Genomic DNA, 16,013 nt, shown 5'->3' on the forward strand with positions numbered 1-16,013 from the left:
TATGTCAAGAAACAGTATTTTTATAAAAGGTGCAAGAGAACATAATTTAAAAAATATTGATGTTGAAATTCCGAGAGATAAATTTGTTGTTTTGACAGGTTTAAGTGGTTCGGGAAAATCTTCTCTGGCATTTGACACTATTTATGCCGAAGGACAAAGACGATATGTAGAATCTCTTTCTGCCTATGCAAGACAATTCCTGGGGCAGATGGAGAAGCCTGATGTCGATTATATTGAAGGGTTATCTCCAGCCATATCCATAGACCAAAAAACGACTAGCAAGAACCCCCGTTCCACTGTGGGGACTGTTACTGAAATTTATGACTATCTAAGATTGCTTTTTGCACGTATAGGGATACCTCATTGTCCTAAATGTGGAAAGGAAATTAATCAGCAGACAATAGATCAGATTGTAGATAATATACTGGCATTAGAAGAAAGAACAAAAATACAAATACTTGCTCCTATTGTCCGGGCCAGGAAAGGGGAACATCAGAAGGTTTTTGAGGATGCAAAAAGGAATGGTTATGTAAGGGTAAGGGTAGATGGAGAAGTCCGGGAACTTTCTGAACAAATAAAACTGGATAAAAATAAGAAACATAACATTGAAATTGTGATTGACAGGTTAATCGTGCGTGAGGACATTAGAAAAAGACTGGCAGATTCCTTAGAGACAGCATTACAGCTATCAGGAGGAATTGTAATAGTTGACGTAATTGACGGAAAAGAGATTATCTTTAGTCAGAATTATGCATGCAGTGACTGTGGAATTAGTATGGAAGAACTTTCACCGCGAATGTTTTCATTTAATAGTCCATTTGGAGCTTGTTCTCAATGCAGCGGTTTAGGCACGCTAATGAAAATTGATCCCGATATGGTGATTCCCGATAGGACTAAAAGTATTTCTGAAGGCGCAATAAATGCAGGCGGATGGAATACTGCCAATGAAGAAAGTATGTCACGGATGTTTTTTGAAGCGTTATCACAGCACTATGGTTTTAGTTTGGATACACCCGTAAAAGATCTTCCTGAAAAGATAATAGATATTATACTTTATGGCACTAAAGGTGAAAAAGTCAAGGTCTCCTATGAGAGGGAGTATGGAAACGGTTCATTTTATGCACCCTTTGAAGGTGTAATTAATAACCTTGAAAGGCGGTACAGGGAGACTCAGTCCGATTGGATGAGAAGCGAACTGGAAAGCTTGATGAGCACAAATCCCTGTCCCGAGTGTAATGGTGCGAGACTTAAAAAAGAGAGCCTGGGTGTTACAATTAATAATAAAAATATTTTTGAAGTGACGCAGATGTCGATTATCGAAGCCAGGGAATTTTTTAATAATTTAAAATTAACTGAAAAAGAACGGATGATTGCCCATCAAATTTTAAAAGAAATTAATGCACGTTTAGGTTTCCTGGTAGATGTAGGTCTGGACTATCTAACTCTTTCCAGATCTGCGGGGACTTTGTCCGGGGGAGAGGCGCAGAGAATACGCCTGGCTACCCAGATAGGCTCAAGTTTAATGGGAGTTTTATATATTCTGGACGAACCCAGCATAGGTTTACATCAAAGAGATAATGATAAATTGCTAAAAACCTTAAAAAATTTAAGAGATTTAGGTAACACACTTATTGTCGTTGAACATGATGAAGATACTATGTATGCTGCTGACCATATTATTGATATAGGCCCTGGAGCCGGGATACATGGTGGTTATGTTGTAGCAGCGGGCACGGTAGAGGAGATTAAAAAATCTGAAAAATCTGAAACAGGACTATATCTCAGCGGGAAGAAAAAAATAGAGGTTCCCAATAATAGAAGGAAGCCTAATGGAAAATGGTTGAACATTGTCGGAGCTGGAGAAAATAATCTAAAAAACGTTAACGTAAAGGTACCTCTTGGTGTATTTACATGTGTTACCGGGGTATCAGGCTCTGGAAAAAGTTCTCTTGTCAATGAGATTTTATATAAAAGGCTTGCATGCGAGTTGAACAAAGCTAAAATGAAGCCTGGTATCCATAAAGAAATAAAAGGTCTGGAACATCTTGATAAAGTTATTGATATAGACCAGTCACCTATAGGAAGAACTCCAAGATCTAACCCTGCTACCTATACAGGAGTTTTTACAGATATCAGGGATATTTTTGCTGCTACCAATGAGGCAAAGATGAGAGGGTATAAGCCAGGAAGGTTTAGTTTTAATGTAAAAGGCGGACGTTGTGAGGCTTGCAGCGGAGATGGGATCATAAAAATAGAAATGCATTTTTTACCTGATGTTTATGTACCCTGTGAAGTATGTAAGGGAAAAAGATACAATAGGGAAACTCTCGAGGTAAAGTACAAAGGTAAAAATATTGCTGAGGTATTGGATATGACAGTAGAAGAAGGATTGGAATTTTTCCAACATATTCCCCGTATACAGAAAAAGCTTCAAACACTGTATGATGTTGGTCTGGGGTATATAAAAATCGGACAATCTTCTACCACTCTTTCGGGGGGAGAAGCACAGCGGGTAAAGCTGGCTACCGAACTAAGCAAACGAAGCACAGGGAAAACCATATATATTCTGGATGAACCAACGACAGGCCTTCATATAGCTGATGTTCACAAGCTGATCGGTGTCCTTCAGAGGTTGGTTGATTCAGGCAATACTGTCGTAGTGATTGAGCATAACCTCGATGTAATTAAAACTGCAGACTATATCATAGATCTTGGGCCGGAAGGTGGAGACCGGGGTGGTACAATTGTGTGCCAAGGGACTCCTGAAGAAGTTGCACGATGTGAGCAGTCCTATACCGGACAGTACTTGAAAAAGATATTAAAATAAAAAGCTGTGGGATCAATCCTCACAGCTTTTTATTTCTTTATGTGACAAATTTAATTATCTTCTAGAAGATTAGAAGGTTTCAGTTTTGCATTTTTCTTACTTGGTTTATTATTCTTTTTATTTTGAATTAAGTCATCTAAAAAGTTATCATTCTGGCCTGTGTCATTAAGTTCCGATTGCTGCAAAGAAGAATTATTATTCTCAAAAGGTTGTTGCTGTTGTAGCGGTTGCTGCTGCCCGGTCTGTGGACCATGTTCATTACAATATTCTCCTGACGGTAATTCGTATTTTGCATCCAAAGGTAGTATTGGATTTCCTTTACTATCCAGAATAGGAACATAAGGCTCGGGCCTTACGATGAATACTCGTTCTTCTACAACTTCAGGAGGACAGTATTCGTTTGCTAATAGGTTATTATTCTTATCAACTTTTTCTAATACGTGAACGGTACATTCCTCTTTAGGTTCAGTCCCTTTCTTGAAATATTCGGTGCGTACCCTTGGACCTCTTGGGTCTTTATAACACAATTCTGTTGGTTTCTTGCCATCATCAATACATACCTGTGCCTGAACAATTCCAAGAGGCTGGGGAAAATCCTTGACTTCAAGCCCTTTATGAATTTCATCCATGACTGCACGCCATAGTACGATGGCCGGATTGGTTCCTGAAACCTTTATCTCTTTTGGTTCATCGTAGCCAAACCAGGTGGCAGCTACATAATAGGGAGTGAATCCAACAAACCATCTGTCTTTATCGTCTGATGTGGTACCCGTTTTCCCGGCAGCCGGCATATTGTTTGATAACCTTGCCGGCGTGCCGGTACCTTGCTGGACTACACTCTTTAGCATCTGGGTCATCAAAAAAGCCGTTTGCTCGCTCATGGCTATATGTGTTTTTTTCTTTTTCTCTAGCAAAACTTTTCCTTCATAATCCAATACTTTGGTATAGGTATAGGGAGAGGTATACTTCCCATTGTTTACAAAAGGGACGTAAGCGGCTGTCATTTCTAAAACGGAAATACCATCGGTCAGTCCTCCAAGGGCGAGGGAGTTAAGGTTTTTATCCGTATATATTTTACCATCCTGCCGTTTTTCCCGCTCAACCAGTGAAGTTATGGCGACATTGGTTTTTAAAAAATTAAACGAATTATCAATTCCCAGTTTGTCTAAAACTTTGACTGCCGGTATATTTCTGGACCATTCAATAGCGGTCCTGATAGGTGTAAGACCATGAAACTTATTGTCATAATTTTTAGGAGACCATCCGTTTATAGTAATAGGCACGTCATCAATCACTGTTGCAGGAGTAATTAAACCGTATTCCAATGCGGGAGCGTATACTCCAATGGGCTTTATGGCGGAACCGGGCTGGCGGACAGTCTGGGTAGCCCGGTTTAAGGTGCGCTTTGCAGTTTTTTCACCTCTTCCGCCAACCATACCTTTTACTTGTCCGGTGTACGGGTCCATGATTAACATGGCAGCTTCCGGTTGTATATCTCCTTTAATTTGCGGAAAGTTTTTAGGATCTTTAAAAACTTTGTCCATAGCATTCTGTATTGTAGGGTCTATGGTTGCATAGATTTTTAATCCGCCTGTATATAACATTTTTGAAGCTATGGCTTTAGAATATCCTTTTTCTTTCTGCAAATCGTTCAACACATCATTAATAACCTGGTCTACAAAATATGACTGTTTACTGGTACGTTGTTGGTTTGAACCTTTTTTAAAGTTTAACTTTTCATTTAAAGCCTTTTCATATTCGTCTTTATTGATATAGCCAAGTTCAAACATTTTCTTTAAAACAATTTCCTGCTTTTTCTTATTGTTCTCAGGATTGATAAATGGGTCATAATAAGTAGGATATTGTGTAATACCGGCAATGGATGCTGCCTCTGCAAGCGTTAACTCGCTTACATCTTTATCAAAATAGGTGTTGGCAGCTGCCTGAACACCATTAGTTCCCTGGCTTAAGTAGATGGTATTCAGGTAAAGTTCTAAAATTTGATCTTTAGAGTATTTTTTTTCAAGATTAATAGCTCTCCACATTTCCTGTATTTTTCTCTTTTCTGATACCTCTTTATCGCCGGTAAGGTTCTTAACAAGCTGCTGGGTGATCGTGCTGCCGCCGTAAGATGCATCACGTTTGAAGACATAATTGATGGTTGCACCCAATGTCCTTTTGATATCGACCCCAAAGTGTTTCCTAAATCTTTCGTCTTCTATCGCAATAAAAGCGTTTTTCAGATGCTCGGGAATGGAATTGATATCTACCCAGACCCTGTTTTCCTCTCCATATAACCGTTCCAACTCTTTAGCTTCACCGGTTTTAGGATCAATATAATACACGAAAGAGGTAAAGTTAAGCTTGAGATCATCAATGTTTAATTCCTTAGTAGTATCTATGTAGCCATATAAAGTACCACCTAAAATTCCTGCAGTTGCAACTCCTGCAAATAGTCCGATTATTAAAAGTATTTTAAAGAATACAGAAAAAAATCTAAAGGTTCCTTTTTTATCTTTATTTGATTTCTGCCCCTTTTTTGGAGACATATTATTTTCTGGCATATATATCCTCCTACCTGTTACTATATAAAAACCTATATCCATCATATTATAACATAAAAATGTACTAAATGAATTAAAAAAATATTAAAAAAAGCTTTAGTTCTAAATAAAGCGAATGTTAAAGTATCGATAACTATATATTTACTGATAATGATTTTACATGGCAGATAAAGTAAATAAGTTCACAGTTCACGGTTCACAGTAAAAGCTATTAAATCGTTTACTACTGTGAACTGAGAACTGTTAACTGTGAACTATATAATATCAAAATCATAAATAGATTAATGCAGTTATCGATGAAATTCGCGAAGTTTGTATTAAGGAAATATTGAATTTTAAACTTCGCTCATTATAAGCATATATAATTATAACCTAATAGCTGAATTTTATATAAAATGAGTATATTTTTTCTTATCCTTGTAAATAATACTTACAAAATACATACATGGAGGTATTATTATGGCAAGAAGAAGGTCCTACAGGTTAGTGACATTCTGTTGCTTTATCATTTTACTGATAAGTTTTGGTTTTGGATATTATATCAATACGCCAGATAGGTCAAATAATAAGGACAATAAGCAAGTTGCCCAAAATGACAAATCAAATGCAGGAGAGACTGAAAAAATAGAAAAAAGTAATCTTGAAGAAAAAGTAAATATTGATAACCCAAACCATGAAGGTGGTGAGGGTGAAGCTAATAATGAAGGTATAATTGAACCGGTAAATATAGATATTCAAAAACAAAGAATTACTATTAACACAAGGGTAACTTTTAAACGCAATTATTTAAAATGTAACCATCAACTAACAGAAGAAGTCAATGCACCTCAAGATTTGATAAATCTTACTGAGGAAGAATTAAAAAAGCTTTATCCTAACTGGAAGTTAGAAAGTTTCGGTAGTGAACGGGTAGTACTTTCTACCGATGTTGATGAGCAATGTCCAAACCACTATATCGTAAAAGAATATGATGGGAAAGTAGGATTGTTCTATCAAATTCCTGTAAATGGGAAAGATTTTATACGTGATATCGGAAATATAAATATTGAACAGCTTAGACAGGATGACAGGGAAAAATTGAAAAAAGGTATAGCAGTTGATTCTGATGAAGAATTGGCACAGCTTCTTGAAGATTTTACAAGTTAAAAAATATCAACTTTTAAAGATATGAAATTTTAGTTGAGCGTATACAGAAAAAATGAGACATAGGGACATATAATAAAAAACATTGCTAGACATGCACACATTGAAATGAATTTTCATATATTTATATGGAATCATTATTTCCGGAGGTGTCTTAGCAATGTTTTCAGTTTTCTTAACGGTTTTTTCAGTTACTCTAAAGTATATTTTCCTGCTAGTTTCCTATGTATCAAATACAAATTCATTTCCTCAGCCTTTGTCAACTGAAGAAGAGCAGATGTATGATGTTATATCCATTAGCTTTTCTTCAACAAGTGCTTCTAAAACATCCGTACGTACATTGCTATTATCACAGCGAACACCACCGGAAATACTTTTATTATTACATACGTAGTAACTAACTAATTCTTGAATCGGTACTTTTTTTACATGTAATTAAATATATAAGTTATTCTATTACAGATTATGTTAAAACTCAATATTTGTTATTACAATAAGAAAATTACATAAAATATGGATATACTTGGTTTATTATGATATAATAAATCTACAATAATTTTGGAGGTATATGGTTATGGGACAAACTGTTGATGTTAATAGTGTAAAAAATGATATTGATAGAATTAAGGATCAAATTATTTCTCACTATGCTCCTTCAAAGATTATACTTTTTGGTTCACAAGCTAAAGGAACTGCTACAAGCAAAAGTGATATTGACTTATGTATAATTAAAGATACTGACAACAAGAAAGAATTGTTAACGGATATGTATCTAAATGTTGAAAGTAATAAGCCGTTTGATTTACTTCTTTATACAACCGATGAATGGTACGACTGTGTAAATGATACTACTAGTTTTGCATATCTAATTAATAAGAAAGGAATTACCATATATGGTTGACAGCTCGAGATATGTTGATTGGCTTGAAAAAGCGCAAAGAGATATAAAATCAGCGAAAGTACTAAAGCAAAATGATTGTGGCAATGATGTAGTTGCATTTCATTGTCAGCAAGCTGTAGAGAAAGCCCTCAAAGGCTACTTGCTCAAAAAAACTGGACAGATTGTCGAAGGACATAGTCTTATTTATTTGTGTAAGGAAGCATCAGGATATAACAGTGGTTTCAAAACAAAATTAAAAGATTGCGCCTTTGTTAATCAATACTATATTGAGACACGTTATCCAGCGGATATACCTCTTATTGTATCAGATGAAGAAGCTGAAGAATGTATTGCTATTTCTGAAGACATCTATAAAATTGTGAATGATAATATTTGAAGATGTCAAGGATGTCAAGGGGACGGGGCACGGTAAATTCATGAACCCACATCCTGCCAAAACTCTTTTTACAAGGTTTTTTAAAAAATGCCATTTCAACATTCATTTTTATAAGATGAGCCGTATTTTTAATGTGTTCCCCAGTTTACACTGAACAGGAAAAAGAAGCGTCCGGGGATTCGAACAATGCTATCTAAAAAAGGGTATACTCTATTAACCAGATGTTCCTTTCCGGAGATATCCAGTGTATACTGAGTATGCTTTTAAAGCGCATTAATCTTACTTGCATGTGATAGGGGAAAGCCTCACATCTACCCATTTATCATACTTTGGGTAGACCTCAGGCCTACCCCTATCACAAGTCAAATTATTGATGGTTCATGGTTCAGCCAAAGTTTATTCTTAATATATAATCTAGATACTCTTCATCTAATAACGAATGTACTTTTCTTATTTTTAAACTTTTTTTCGGATATCTTGCTTCATCTTTCCTTACCATATTTAATGAAAGTCTTTTGAGCATCGCAAGGTTTTCAGGCGCTTTTCCTTTTCTGGTTTTGCAAGCGTCTTTACTAAAGGTTGCATCAAGAGACCAATGCATACTCTCAATTCCCCAGTGCTGCCTTACTGCTTTTGCATATTCTATTACAGAGTTTACGCTCCCAAAATGAAAAGCTTTTTCCTCTGTTTTATTTCCCTTCTCTTCAGTTCTCCTGACAACCATTCCAATACCATTCATCTTTTCCCATTCTTCTTTTGCATCCATCCATTTTATATCGGTAGAGTAGTAATATATTCTTTCCTCAATTCTGCCATGCCCCTTCTCAAAAGTCCTATAGGTTGTCAATAACCCCGTCCCCTTGGCACCCTTAAGATATGAAATTTTAGTTGAGCGTATACAGAAAAAATGAGACATAGGGACATATAATAAAAACATTGCTAGACATGCACACATTGAAATGAATTTTCATATATTTATATGGAATCATTATTTCCGGAGGTGTCTTAGCAATGTTTTCAGTTTTCTTAACGGTTTTTTCAGTTACTCTAAAGTATATTTTCCTGCTAGTTTCCTATGTATCAAATACAAATTCATTTCCTCAGCCTTTGTCAACTGAAGAAGAGCAGATGTATCTTGAAAGGTATAGGGCCGGTGATGAAGAGGCAAAGAACGTACTAATAGAAAGAAACCTCAGGCTTGTGGCACATATCATAAAAAAATACAGCACTACGGGAAAAGATAGCGATGACCTTATATCTATCGGTACTATCGGTTTAATAAAAGCAATTACTACCTTTGATGCTGATAAAGGTACCAGATTGGCCACCTATGCAGCTCGATGCATAGAAAATGAAATTTTAATGACAATAAGAGCGGGAAAGAAAATGCAAAATGAGGTTTCCCTGCATGATCCTATCGGGGTTGACAAGGAGGGAAATGAGATCGCACTTATAGATATCATCAGCAATGATGGTGAGTCAGTACTGGAAGAGGTAGAACTAAAAATGCAGGTAAAAAAATTGTATAATAAAATGAAGAATATCTTAAAGAATAGGGAGAAATTAGTTCTACAATTGAGGTATGGATTATTAAATGGAAACGTTAAGACACAGCGCGAAATAGCACAGATGCTCGGAATTTCTCGTTCCTATGTTTCAAGAATAGAAAAGAAGGCAATTAAAAAGCTGGGTAAAGAATTAAAAACCGAGAATAGTCTATAGGTTGCTATTAGAAGAATATATAAAAAATGAATCATAGTGCAGGTACAGAAGTTAAGAAGTTGTTGTGCAAGTATTAGAGGGGCAACATTTTGATAGCTACTTAACTTCTGTGTCTGGCACTATGTATGTGCGCTAGGCTGCAGGTTCCAGGTTTTGTACAAACTTATAAAAATCCTCGTAGGTTCCTTTATATGTGCACTCAATAGTACCCTCATCTCTATTAATCATATAGTCTGTAATGAGAAAGGTTTGAATTCCCAGGGATGAAGCAATAAGGTCTTCTTGTACATCATTACCAACCATCATGCATTGATGAGGCAGCTTATTAATCTCTTTCAGGATTTCTTCGTAATATTTAATTTGAGGCTTACAATAGTGGCTATCTTCGTAGGACGTAATAAATGAAAATTGTTCGGGTTTAAAACCAGCCCATTTTATTCTATGTTCTATAGCTTTTCTAGGAAATAAAGGGTTTGTCGCTAATACTAACTGGTACCCTTTATCTATAAGTATATCTATACTTTCTTTCATGATAGGCACGCTGTTTACTGATTTCCTGGTTTTTAAAAATCCACTATCATAGAAGGCGTCAAAGCGTTTTTTATATACATCAATATCACCGTCTATAAGCTTAGAAAACTTATCCATAAAAACTTCTTCATTCGTTTTGTGTTCAACATTTTGCACCATAGCTTCTGTAGCAGTCCAGATATATTTGAATAGTTTTTCAGGTGCTATAATATCGGAAAAAGCAATTCCCATTTCATGAAAATAAATTTTCATAAAATGGTCTATATCCAGCGGCAAAAGAGTACCATCCAAATCAAATAAAAAAGTATCAATCATATCATAAGACCTCCAATTTTAAATGTTATATAAGCTGCAAAAAATATTCCTATTATTATCTCTGCAAAAGTTTTGTACTATTTGCTTATACGTAGTTCATTATAACATGTTCATACTTATCTTTCAAAGAAATTTAATTTTTGCTTTGTTTATATATCAACAAAATTTATTAAAAGATTTTGATATAAATTGACAATACAAGACTAATCATATAATATAAAATTCAATTTTAATAAACTATGTATAATACGCTCATTAATGAAAAAACAAATTACCAGCAGTGGTAGTTAGAATTTTATAAGCGCAATAGGAAAGTGAGAGATACAGTTGAATAGATTTTTTGAATTAACCATCACTGAAGATATGGCTGGAAAAACTATTAAGGAAATATTATATGATTATTATGATATGTCTGCAAGACTCATTAACAGGTTGAAATTAAGCAACGGTATTTTGTTAAATGGTAAAAGCCAGTTTGTAACTGCCATTGTTCATCAGGGAGATATTTTAAAGATATCCTTACCTTTGGAAACTTCTTTAAATATTGTAGCTACTGCAATGCCTTTAGAGATAGTATACGAGGATCATGATATAATGGTAATTGATAAACCGCCGAATTTGCCTGTACATCCCAGTCAGGGGAATTACAGCAATACACTGGCAAATGGTGTAATGTACTACTGGCAGCAAAAAGGATTTAACCATATATACCGGCCGGTGAACCGGTTAGACAAAGATACGTCAGGGTTGATTATTATCGCCAAGAATCAATATGCTCACCAGCAATTTGCTAACCAGATTACTAACAAACAGTTGAAAAGAAAATATATTGCAATTGTACACGGAAACGTTGCACAAGAAAAAGGTACTATTGATTTACCTATTGCAAGAAAAGAGGGAAGCACTATAGAACGTATGGTTAGTGAAGACGGTCAACAGGCTGTTACGCATTATAAAGTACTAAAAAGAGTGGATAATTTTACAGTAATTGAACTGGTGCTTCAAACAGGCCGGACGCACCAGATAAGAGTACATATGAGCTATATAGGGCATCCTCTTGTGGGAGACTGGCTCTATGGAAAAGAAGAGCAAGAACTAATCTCACGTCAAGCTCTTCATTCATACAGCCTGGAATTTATACATCCGGTAAGCAGGCAGGTTATGAATTTTAAAAGCGATATTCCTGGAGACATGAGAAAATTAATAGAAAATGTATAGCACATAATTGATATTAAAAAAATGCTGTTCTACCTATGAGGTATTTTAATTTAACTATATAATGTTATTTTATATTTAGAAAATAGCAATTTTTTATAGAGGAAATTTATGCTAAATGTTGAATATATGCATAGGGGATGGTTATAAATTTCTAGAGGTGTTTTTATGAAGAATATCTATACAGTCCTAATTATAGTTCTATTCATAATTTTTACATCTGCTTTCGCCTTTTCAATTTTTTATTTTCAAAAAAGTGATTTAACTCTTTCTGCTGACAGTATGCCAAAAGATAATACAAAAAGGCCGGAGTACCACTTTGCTATTATTGCCCAAAATACGGATGATCCCTTTTGGCAGTCTGTTAAGAAAGGAACCCTGGAAGCTGCTAGGGCATTTAATGTGGCTGTTGAGTTTAATGGGCCACGTTTTACAAATATTGTTGAAGAACTTCAGTACTTGGATATTGCTATTGCGTCCAGGGTAGACGGGATAGCAACCCATGTCCTTGATGATAAACAATTTACTCCCCTTATAGACAAAGCAGTAAATATGAACATTCCCGTTGTCACCATTGAAACTGACGCAAAAACCAGTAAGCGGTCATCCTTTATTGGCACCAATAGCTTTAAATTGGGCGATGAAGGCGGCAAGCTAATAGCGGAAGCTGCCGGAGGAAAAGCCAAGGTTGCGGTGATACTTAACAGCTATAGTGATGATGGAGAAAATATAGCACAGAATCTAAGGGTTGCCGGGTTTCGGGATGCCATTAAAAATTATCCCGAGATTGAGATCAAGACGGTGCAGTCATCCAGGATGGGGATTTTTAGTGCCGAAGAGGTTACCCAGGAAATTCTGAATAAATTTCCCGATGTTAATGCTATCTTTTGCACAAGTTCCAAGGATACTATCGGTGCTGCGCAGGTTATAGTAGATTTTAACAGGGTTGGAGATGTTACACTCATTGGATACAGCGATTTGAAGGAAGTGCTGCGCTATGTTGAAAAAGGTGTTATCTATGGCACGGTAATAAGCAATCCCGTTAATATGGGGTATGAAAGCATTAAGGCTCTTGTAGAATTAAAAAAGAAAAAACGCACATCGTCTTATGTTGACACAGGGGTTAGTGTGGTGACTGGTAAAAATCTTGCGGAATACAACAAGATGATGGAAACAGAGAAAGGACAGGATCTTTTAAAATGAGAAGGTTTTTACATAGACTATTTAGCACTAATAAAATAAGAAAAAAGATGATATTATATTTTTTTCTAACAACTTTCCTGATGAGTATCACCAGTCTATATACGTATTATAATGCCCGTATGTTTATGTTGAAGATGAATACCATGTTTATGAGTAATGTTTATCTCAATGAATTATATAGCGATGTCAGCAAAGCGGAAGGATATCTTGAAAATTTTCTCTCAACAAAGCACTCCGATAGTTTAAGAGAATACATACGATACAGTAACAATTTAAGGCAGAAGACAGAAAAAATCCGCAAAGAAATTTCTAACATAGAGAGCCAATTATTATTAAAAGATATCGCTAATATGATTGATACATACTTAATTGAAGCAGATGCGGCTGTCAATGCGAAGAGAGGGCGGGATATTAACGAGTATATAACCCGTTATACTGAAGCTAATAAGATAGCCGGTTATATTAATTTATATATAAACCGTTTGAATACAAAACAATTTGAGGAAAATACCGCCAGGTATCTGGTAATACTGGATAGACTCAATCTTATACAGCTTTTAAATATAATCATCATTGCGGATGTTGTTGTATTTAATATTATTCTTATCCTATGGTTTACATTCAAAATAACAAAGCCCATTATAAGCTTATCACAAGCTGCTGATGAAATTTCAAAGGGAAATTTCGATGTCGAACAGGTAGTTGTAAATGCCGAAGATGAAATCAGTGTTATGGCCGATGCGTTCAACCGTATGGCCTCAAGTATTAAGAATTATATTGATGAAATCAAAGGAAAAGATGACCACAGCAAAGAATTGGAAGTTTACAAAGGGATTTTTGAAATCAATGAAATGGGTGGATATATCATGACTGTAGAATTTGGAGAAGAAGATGATTCGGGCAATATCGGCAACAAGATAGGATTAAGCGTAAAGAGTCAATCTTTTTATCCATATTTTAGGGATATTATTAAATGCCGGTGCAGGTGCCTGGTTGGTCCTATCATGTTAAACCGCATTGTTATATTTATACCTTCTGATTTTACGGGTGATGAATATTTTCAAAGACTGGAGGCTTTAAGCATAGGTGATTATATTTTGGATAAAATATCTGAAAAATTAGATGCAGATATATGCATTGGAATAGGTAGAAGCTATAAAGGTTTGGAAAATTTATCGTGCTCTTATAAAGAGTCTTTAAAAGCAATCAGGCATGCTAAAAGCAAAGAAACTGTACATATCATGGATGTACCGGTTGAAGGGAAAATAAATCCCGCATATCCGTTGTTAAAAGAAAAAGTACTGCTGGAAAAAGCTTATATTGGTGATGCTAGTGAATGTATTCAGGCTTTTGAATTTATCTTTGACTGGTTGGTTACAGAATATGGTAATTCGATACAAAATATAAAAAATAAACTTATTGAACTGATGGTTTTACTTTACCGGCTGGCATGGGACTATGGTGCCGAAGAGAATGAATTTATAAACCGCCGCCATTATCTTGATGAAATGCTGGAATTTGAAGAGCTTTCCAAGCTGAAAATATGGTGCAGGGAAAGAATTGAATATATAGTACGCAGTATCAGCAGCATAAGGGAAAAGAAAATAAATAGCTTGATACTGAAGGCCAGGGATTACATTGATAAGAATTTTAAAAGTGAGATTACCCTGGAGGACGTATCAAGGGAAGTAAATGTTAGCCCCCATTATTTTAGCAGGCTTTTTAAAGAGGAAACCGGTGAAAACTTTATAGAATATCTAACATCGGTCAGGATTCAAAAAGCAAAAGAATTACTTGAAAATGAATGCATAAGTGTTAAAGAAATATGCTATCAGGTAGGTTATGGTGACCCAAATTATTTTAGCAGAATATTTAAAAAGGTAGTTGGAATAACGCCAACCGATTATAAAAGAATCATCGATTCTAATCCCTATAAAGAAGCTGTGCAAAATAAATGATAAAGGTGGGCAGGTTGATGGATTACAAAAAAAATAAACGAATCATTATGTTTCTCCTCATGCTTTTAAACCTTATTTTAATTAGTGGATGCCGTATTTCTCAAGATAAAGAAATAAATTATAACAAGGAAGATGCTACAGAGCGGAAAATCAAGATAGGATTTTCAATGGGGACTTTAAAGGAAGAACGCTGGCAAAGGGACAGGGATATTTTTGTAGCCAAGGCGAAAGAACTTGGAGCGGAGGTAATCGTCCAGAATGCGAACAATGATAGTAATGAGCAGATGAGCCAGGTGAAATATTTACTGGAGCAGGGTATTGATATTCTTGTCATTGTACCGCATGATGCGGATAAGGCTGCATCTATCGTGCAAATGGCAAAAAAGGAAGGTATAAAGGTAATTTCATACGACCGTCTTGTAAGAAACGCAAATGTAGATATGTACATATCCTTCGATAATGTTAAAGTTGGAGAATTGATGGCTGAACATCTTGTAAAAAGTGTACCTGCCGGTAATTATGTGATTATTAATGGTGCAAAAAATGATTACAATACGCATATGTTTAATGAGGGATATAAAAATGTGTTAAAACCTTATATTGATATGGGAAATATAGATATAATAGAAGAAATTTGGGCTGAGGACTGGAAAAGGGAAGATGCTTTTAAATGCGTAGAGAGGACATTGCAGAATGGTTATAAAATAGATGGAATAATAGCCGCAAATGACAGCCTCGCGGAAGCAGTAATTGAGGCACTTGCCGAGCGGAGGCTGGCAGGCAGGATTCCTGTGGTTGGCCATGACGCTGACTTGGCCGGGTGTCAAAGAGTGGCTGAAGGCACTCAGCTAATGACTATATATAAACCAATTAACAGGATCGCTCAAATATCCGCAGAAATGGCTATAAAGATGGCAAAGGGTGAAGAAATAAAAGCTAACAGTAGTATTAATGATGGAAAGTACAGCGTTCCTTATTATAAGATACAGTCTGTACCCGTTATCCGGGAAAATTTAATAAATACGGTTATATATGATGGTTTTCACCGGCTGGATGACGTTTTTAGGAATGTTCCAAAATCCCAATGGCCTGTAATAAAATAAAGTCTTACTATTTTGTACATTAATATTATGCTATGACTTTCTATAATCGAAGTAAATCTAATAATTTAAGATAGACAATCATAAATACCTCTAGAGACAGAGTAAACCTCCTTATAGTAATATTAATATAACAGTAAACAACTGTAAAAATTTTT

The 16,013-nt window shown here is 35.5% G+C and carries 13 protein-coding genes; 9 read left to right on the forward strand and 4 right to left on the reverse strand.

From position 1 onward, the window contains the following. Nucleotide 1: 1 nt before the first annotated feature. Entirely contained in the window at nucleotides 2-2,827 is a 2,826-nt protein-coding gene (uvrA, locus tag CIB29_RS02165) for an excinuclease ABC subunit UvrA (protein ID WP_094546345.1), read from the forward strand. 50 nt (nucleotides 2,828-2,877) lie between these two features. On the opposite strand, the gene CIB29_RS02170 is transcribed toward uvrA, so the two are convergent. Then, the gene (locus CIB29_RS02170; RefSeq protein WP_157910183.1) at nucleotides 2,878-5,391 is read right to left on the reverse strand and encodes a transglycosylase domain-containing protein; all 2,514 of its coding nucleotides are present in this window, start codon (nucleotides 5,389-5,391) and stop codon (nucleotides 2,878-2,880) included. 459 nt (nucleotides 5,392-5,850) lie between these two features. Here CIB29_RS02170 and CIB29_RS02175 point away from each other — a divergent pair, with 459 nt between their 5' ends. Beyond that, on the forward strand, nucleotides 5,851-6,537 hold the full coding sequence (locus tag CIB29_RS02175) for a BofC C-terminal domain-containing protein (RefSeq protein ID WP_094546349.1): 687 nt from the start codon (nucleotides 5,851-5,853) through the stop codon (nucleotides 6,535-6,537). Nucleotides 6,538-6,783: 246 nt separating this feature from the next. On the opposite strand, the gene CIB29_RS19625 is transcribed toward CIB29_RS02175, so the two are convergent. Next, nucleotides 6,784-6,948, reverse strand: a complete 165-nt coding sequence (locus CIB29_RS19625) for a recombinase zinc beta ribbon domain-containing protein (protein WP_117434595.1) — start codon at nucleotides 6,946-6,948, stop codon at nucleotides 6,784-6,786. 160 nt (nucleotides 6,949-7,108) lie between these two features. On the opposite strand from CIB29_RS19625, the gene CIB29_RS02180 reads away from it, so the two are divergent. Continuing rightward, nucleotides 7,109-7,435, forward strand: coding sequence for a nucleotidyltransferase domain-containing protein (locus tag CIB29_RS02180; protein ID WP_094546351.1), 327 nt, complete (start codon nucleotides 7,109-7,111; stop codon nucleotides 7,433-7,435). Then, on the forward strand, nucleotides 7,428-7,811 hold the full coding sequence (locus CIB29_RS02185; RefSeq protein WP_094546353.1) for a HEPN domain-containing protein: 384 nt from the start codon (nucleotides 7,428-7,430) through the stop codon (nucleotides 7,809-7,811). Before CIB29_RS02180 ends, CIB29_RS02185 begins: the two co-directional genes overlap by 8 nt. A gap of 385 nt (nucleotides 7,812-8,196) precedes the next feature. On the opposite strand, the gene CIB29_RS02190 is transcribed toward CIB29_RS02185, so the two are convergent. Then, entirely contained in the window at nucleotides 8,197-8,658 is a 462-nt protein-coding gene (locus CIB29_RS02190) for an ISAs1 family transposase (RefSeq protein WP_094546355.1), read from the reverse strand. A gap of 164 nt (nucleotides 8,659-8,822) precedes the next feature. Here CIB29_RS02190 and sigK point away from each other — a divergent pair, with 164 nt between their 5' ends. Continuing rightward, nucleotides 8,823-9,533 carry an RNA polymerase sporulation sigma factor SigK gene (gene sigK / locus CIB29_RS02195; RefSeq protein ID WP_094546357.1) on the forward strand — a complete coding sequence of 237 codons (711 nt, stop codon included), beginning with the start codon at nucleotides 8,823-8,825 and terminating at the stop codon, nucleotides 9,531-9,533. Nucleotides 9,534-9,665: 132 nt separating this feature from the next. On the opposite strand, the gene CIB29_RS02200 is transcribed toward sigK, so the two are convergent. Continuing rightward, nucleotides 9,666-10,379: an HAD family hydrolase gene (locus tag CIB29_RS02200; protein ID WP_094546359.1), complete on the reverse strand. Its 714-nt coding sequence runs from the start codon at nucleotides 10,377-10,379 to the stop codon at nucleotides 9,666-9,668. 327 nt (nucleotides 10,380-10,706) lie between these two features. Between CIB29_RS02200 and CIB29_RS02205 the strand changes: the two genes are divergently transcribed. The 4 genes from CIB29_RS02205 (at nucleotide 10,707) to CIB29_RS02220 (ending at nucleotide 15,858) form a co-directional block, all read left to right on the forward strand. Continuing rightward, on the forward strand, nucleotides 10,707-11,597 hold the full coding sequence (locus CIB29_RS02205; RefSeq protein WP_198543714.1) for an RluA family pseudouridine synthase: 891 nt from the start codon (nucleotides 10,707-10,709) through the stop codon (nucleotides 11,595-11,597). Between the two features lie 279 nt (nucleotides 11,598-11,876). Continuing rightward, nucleotides 11,877-12,797 carry a sugar-binding protein gene (locus CIB29_RS02210; protein WP_198543715.1) on the forward strand — a complete coding sequence of 307 codons (921 nt, stop codon included), beginning with the start codon at nucleotides 11,877-11,879 and terminating at the stop codon, nucleotides 12,795-12,797. 149 nt (nucleotides 12,798-12,946) lie between these two features. Beyond that, nucleotides 12,947-14,755, forward strand: coding sequence for a helix-turn-helix domain-containing protein (locus CIB29_RS02215; RefSeq protein ID WP_198543716.1), 1,809 nt, complete (start codon nucleotides 12,947-12,949; stop codon nucleotides 14,753-14,755). Between the two features lie 17 nt (nucleotides 14,756-14,772). Next, on the forward strand, nucleotides 14,773-15,858 hold the full coding sequence (locus CIB29_RS02220; protein WP_094546365.1) for a D-xylose ABC transporter substrate-binding protein: 1,086 nt from the start codon (nucleotides 14,773-14,775) through the stop codon (nucleotides 15,856-15,858). Nucleotides 15,859-16,013: the final 155 nt, after the last annotated feature.

This window comes from Petroclostridium xylanilyticum (assembly GCF_002252565.1).
Classification (GTDB): domain Bacteria; phylum Bacillota; class Clostridia; order SK-Y3; family SK-Y3; genus Petroclostridium; species Petroclostridium xylanilyticum.

Excerpts from the sequence above, each read along its gene's own strand:
- uvrA (WP_094546345.1), top strand. The coding sequence starts at position 2 with ATGTCAAGAAACAGTATTTTTATAAAAGGTGCAAGAGAACATAATTTA.
- CIB29_RS02170 (WP_157910183.1), bottom strand. The coding sequence starts at position 5,391 with ATGCCAGAAAATAATATGTCTCCAAAAAAGGGGCAGAAATCAAATAAA.
- CIB29_RS02175 (WP_094546349.1), top strand. The coding sequence starts at position 5,851 with ATGGCAAGAAGAAGGTCCTACAGGTTAGTGACATTCTGTTGCTTTATC.
- CIB29_RS02180 (WP_094546351.1), top strand. The coding sequence starts at position 7,109 with ATGGGACAAACTGTTGATGTTAATAGTGTAAAAAATGATATTGATAGA.
- CIB29_RS02185 (WP_094546353.1), top strand. The coding sequence starts at position 7,428 with ATGGTTGACAGCTCGAGATATGTTGATTGGCTTGAAAAAGCGCAAAGA.
- sigK (WP_094546357.1), top strand. The coding sequence starts at position 8,823 with ATGTTTTCAGTTTTCTTAACGGTTTTTTCAGTTACTCTAAAGTATATT.
- CIB29_RS02200 (WP_094546359.1), bottom strand. The coding sequence starts at position 10,379 with ATGATTGATACTTTTTTATTTGATTTGGATGGTACTCTTTTGCCGCTG.
- CIB29_RS02210 (WP_198543715.1), top strand. The coding sequence starts at position 11,877 with ATGCCAAAAGATAATACAAAAAGGCCGGAGTACCACTTTGCTATTATT.
- CIB29_RS02215 (WP_198543716.1), top strand. The coding sequence starts at position 12,947 with ATGAGTAATGTTTATCTCAATGAATTATATAGCGATGTCAGCAAAGCG.
- CIB29_RS02220 (WP_094546365.1), top strand. The coding sequence starts at position 14,773 with ATGGATTACAAAAAAAATAAACGAATCATTATGTTTCTCCTCATGCTT.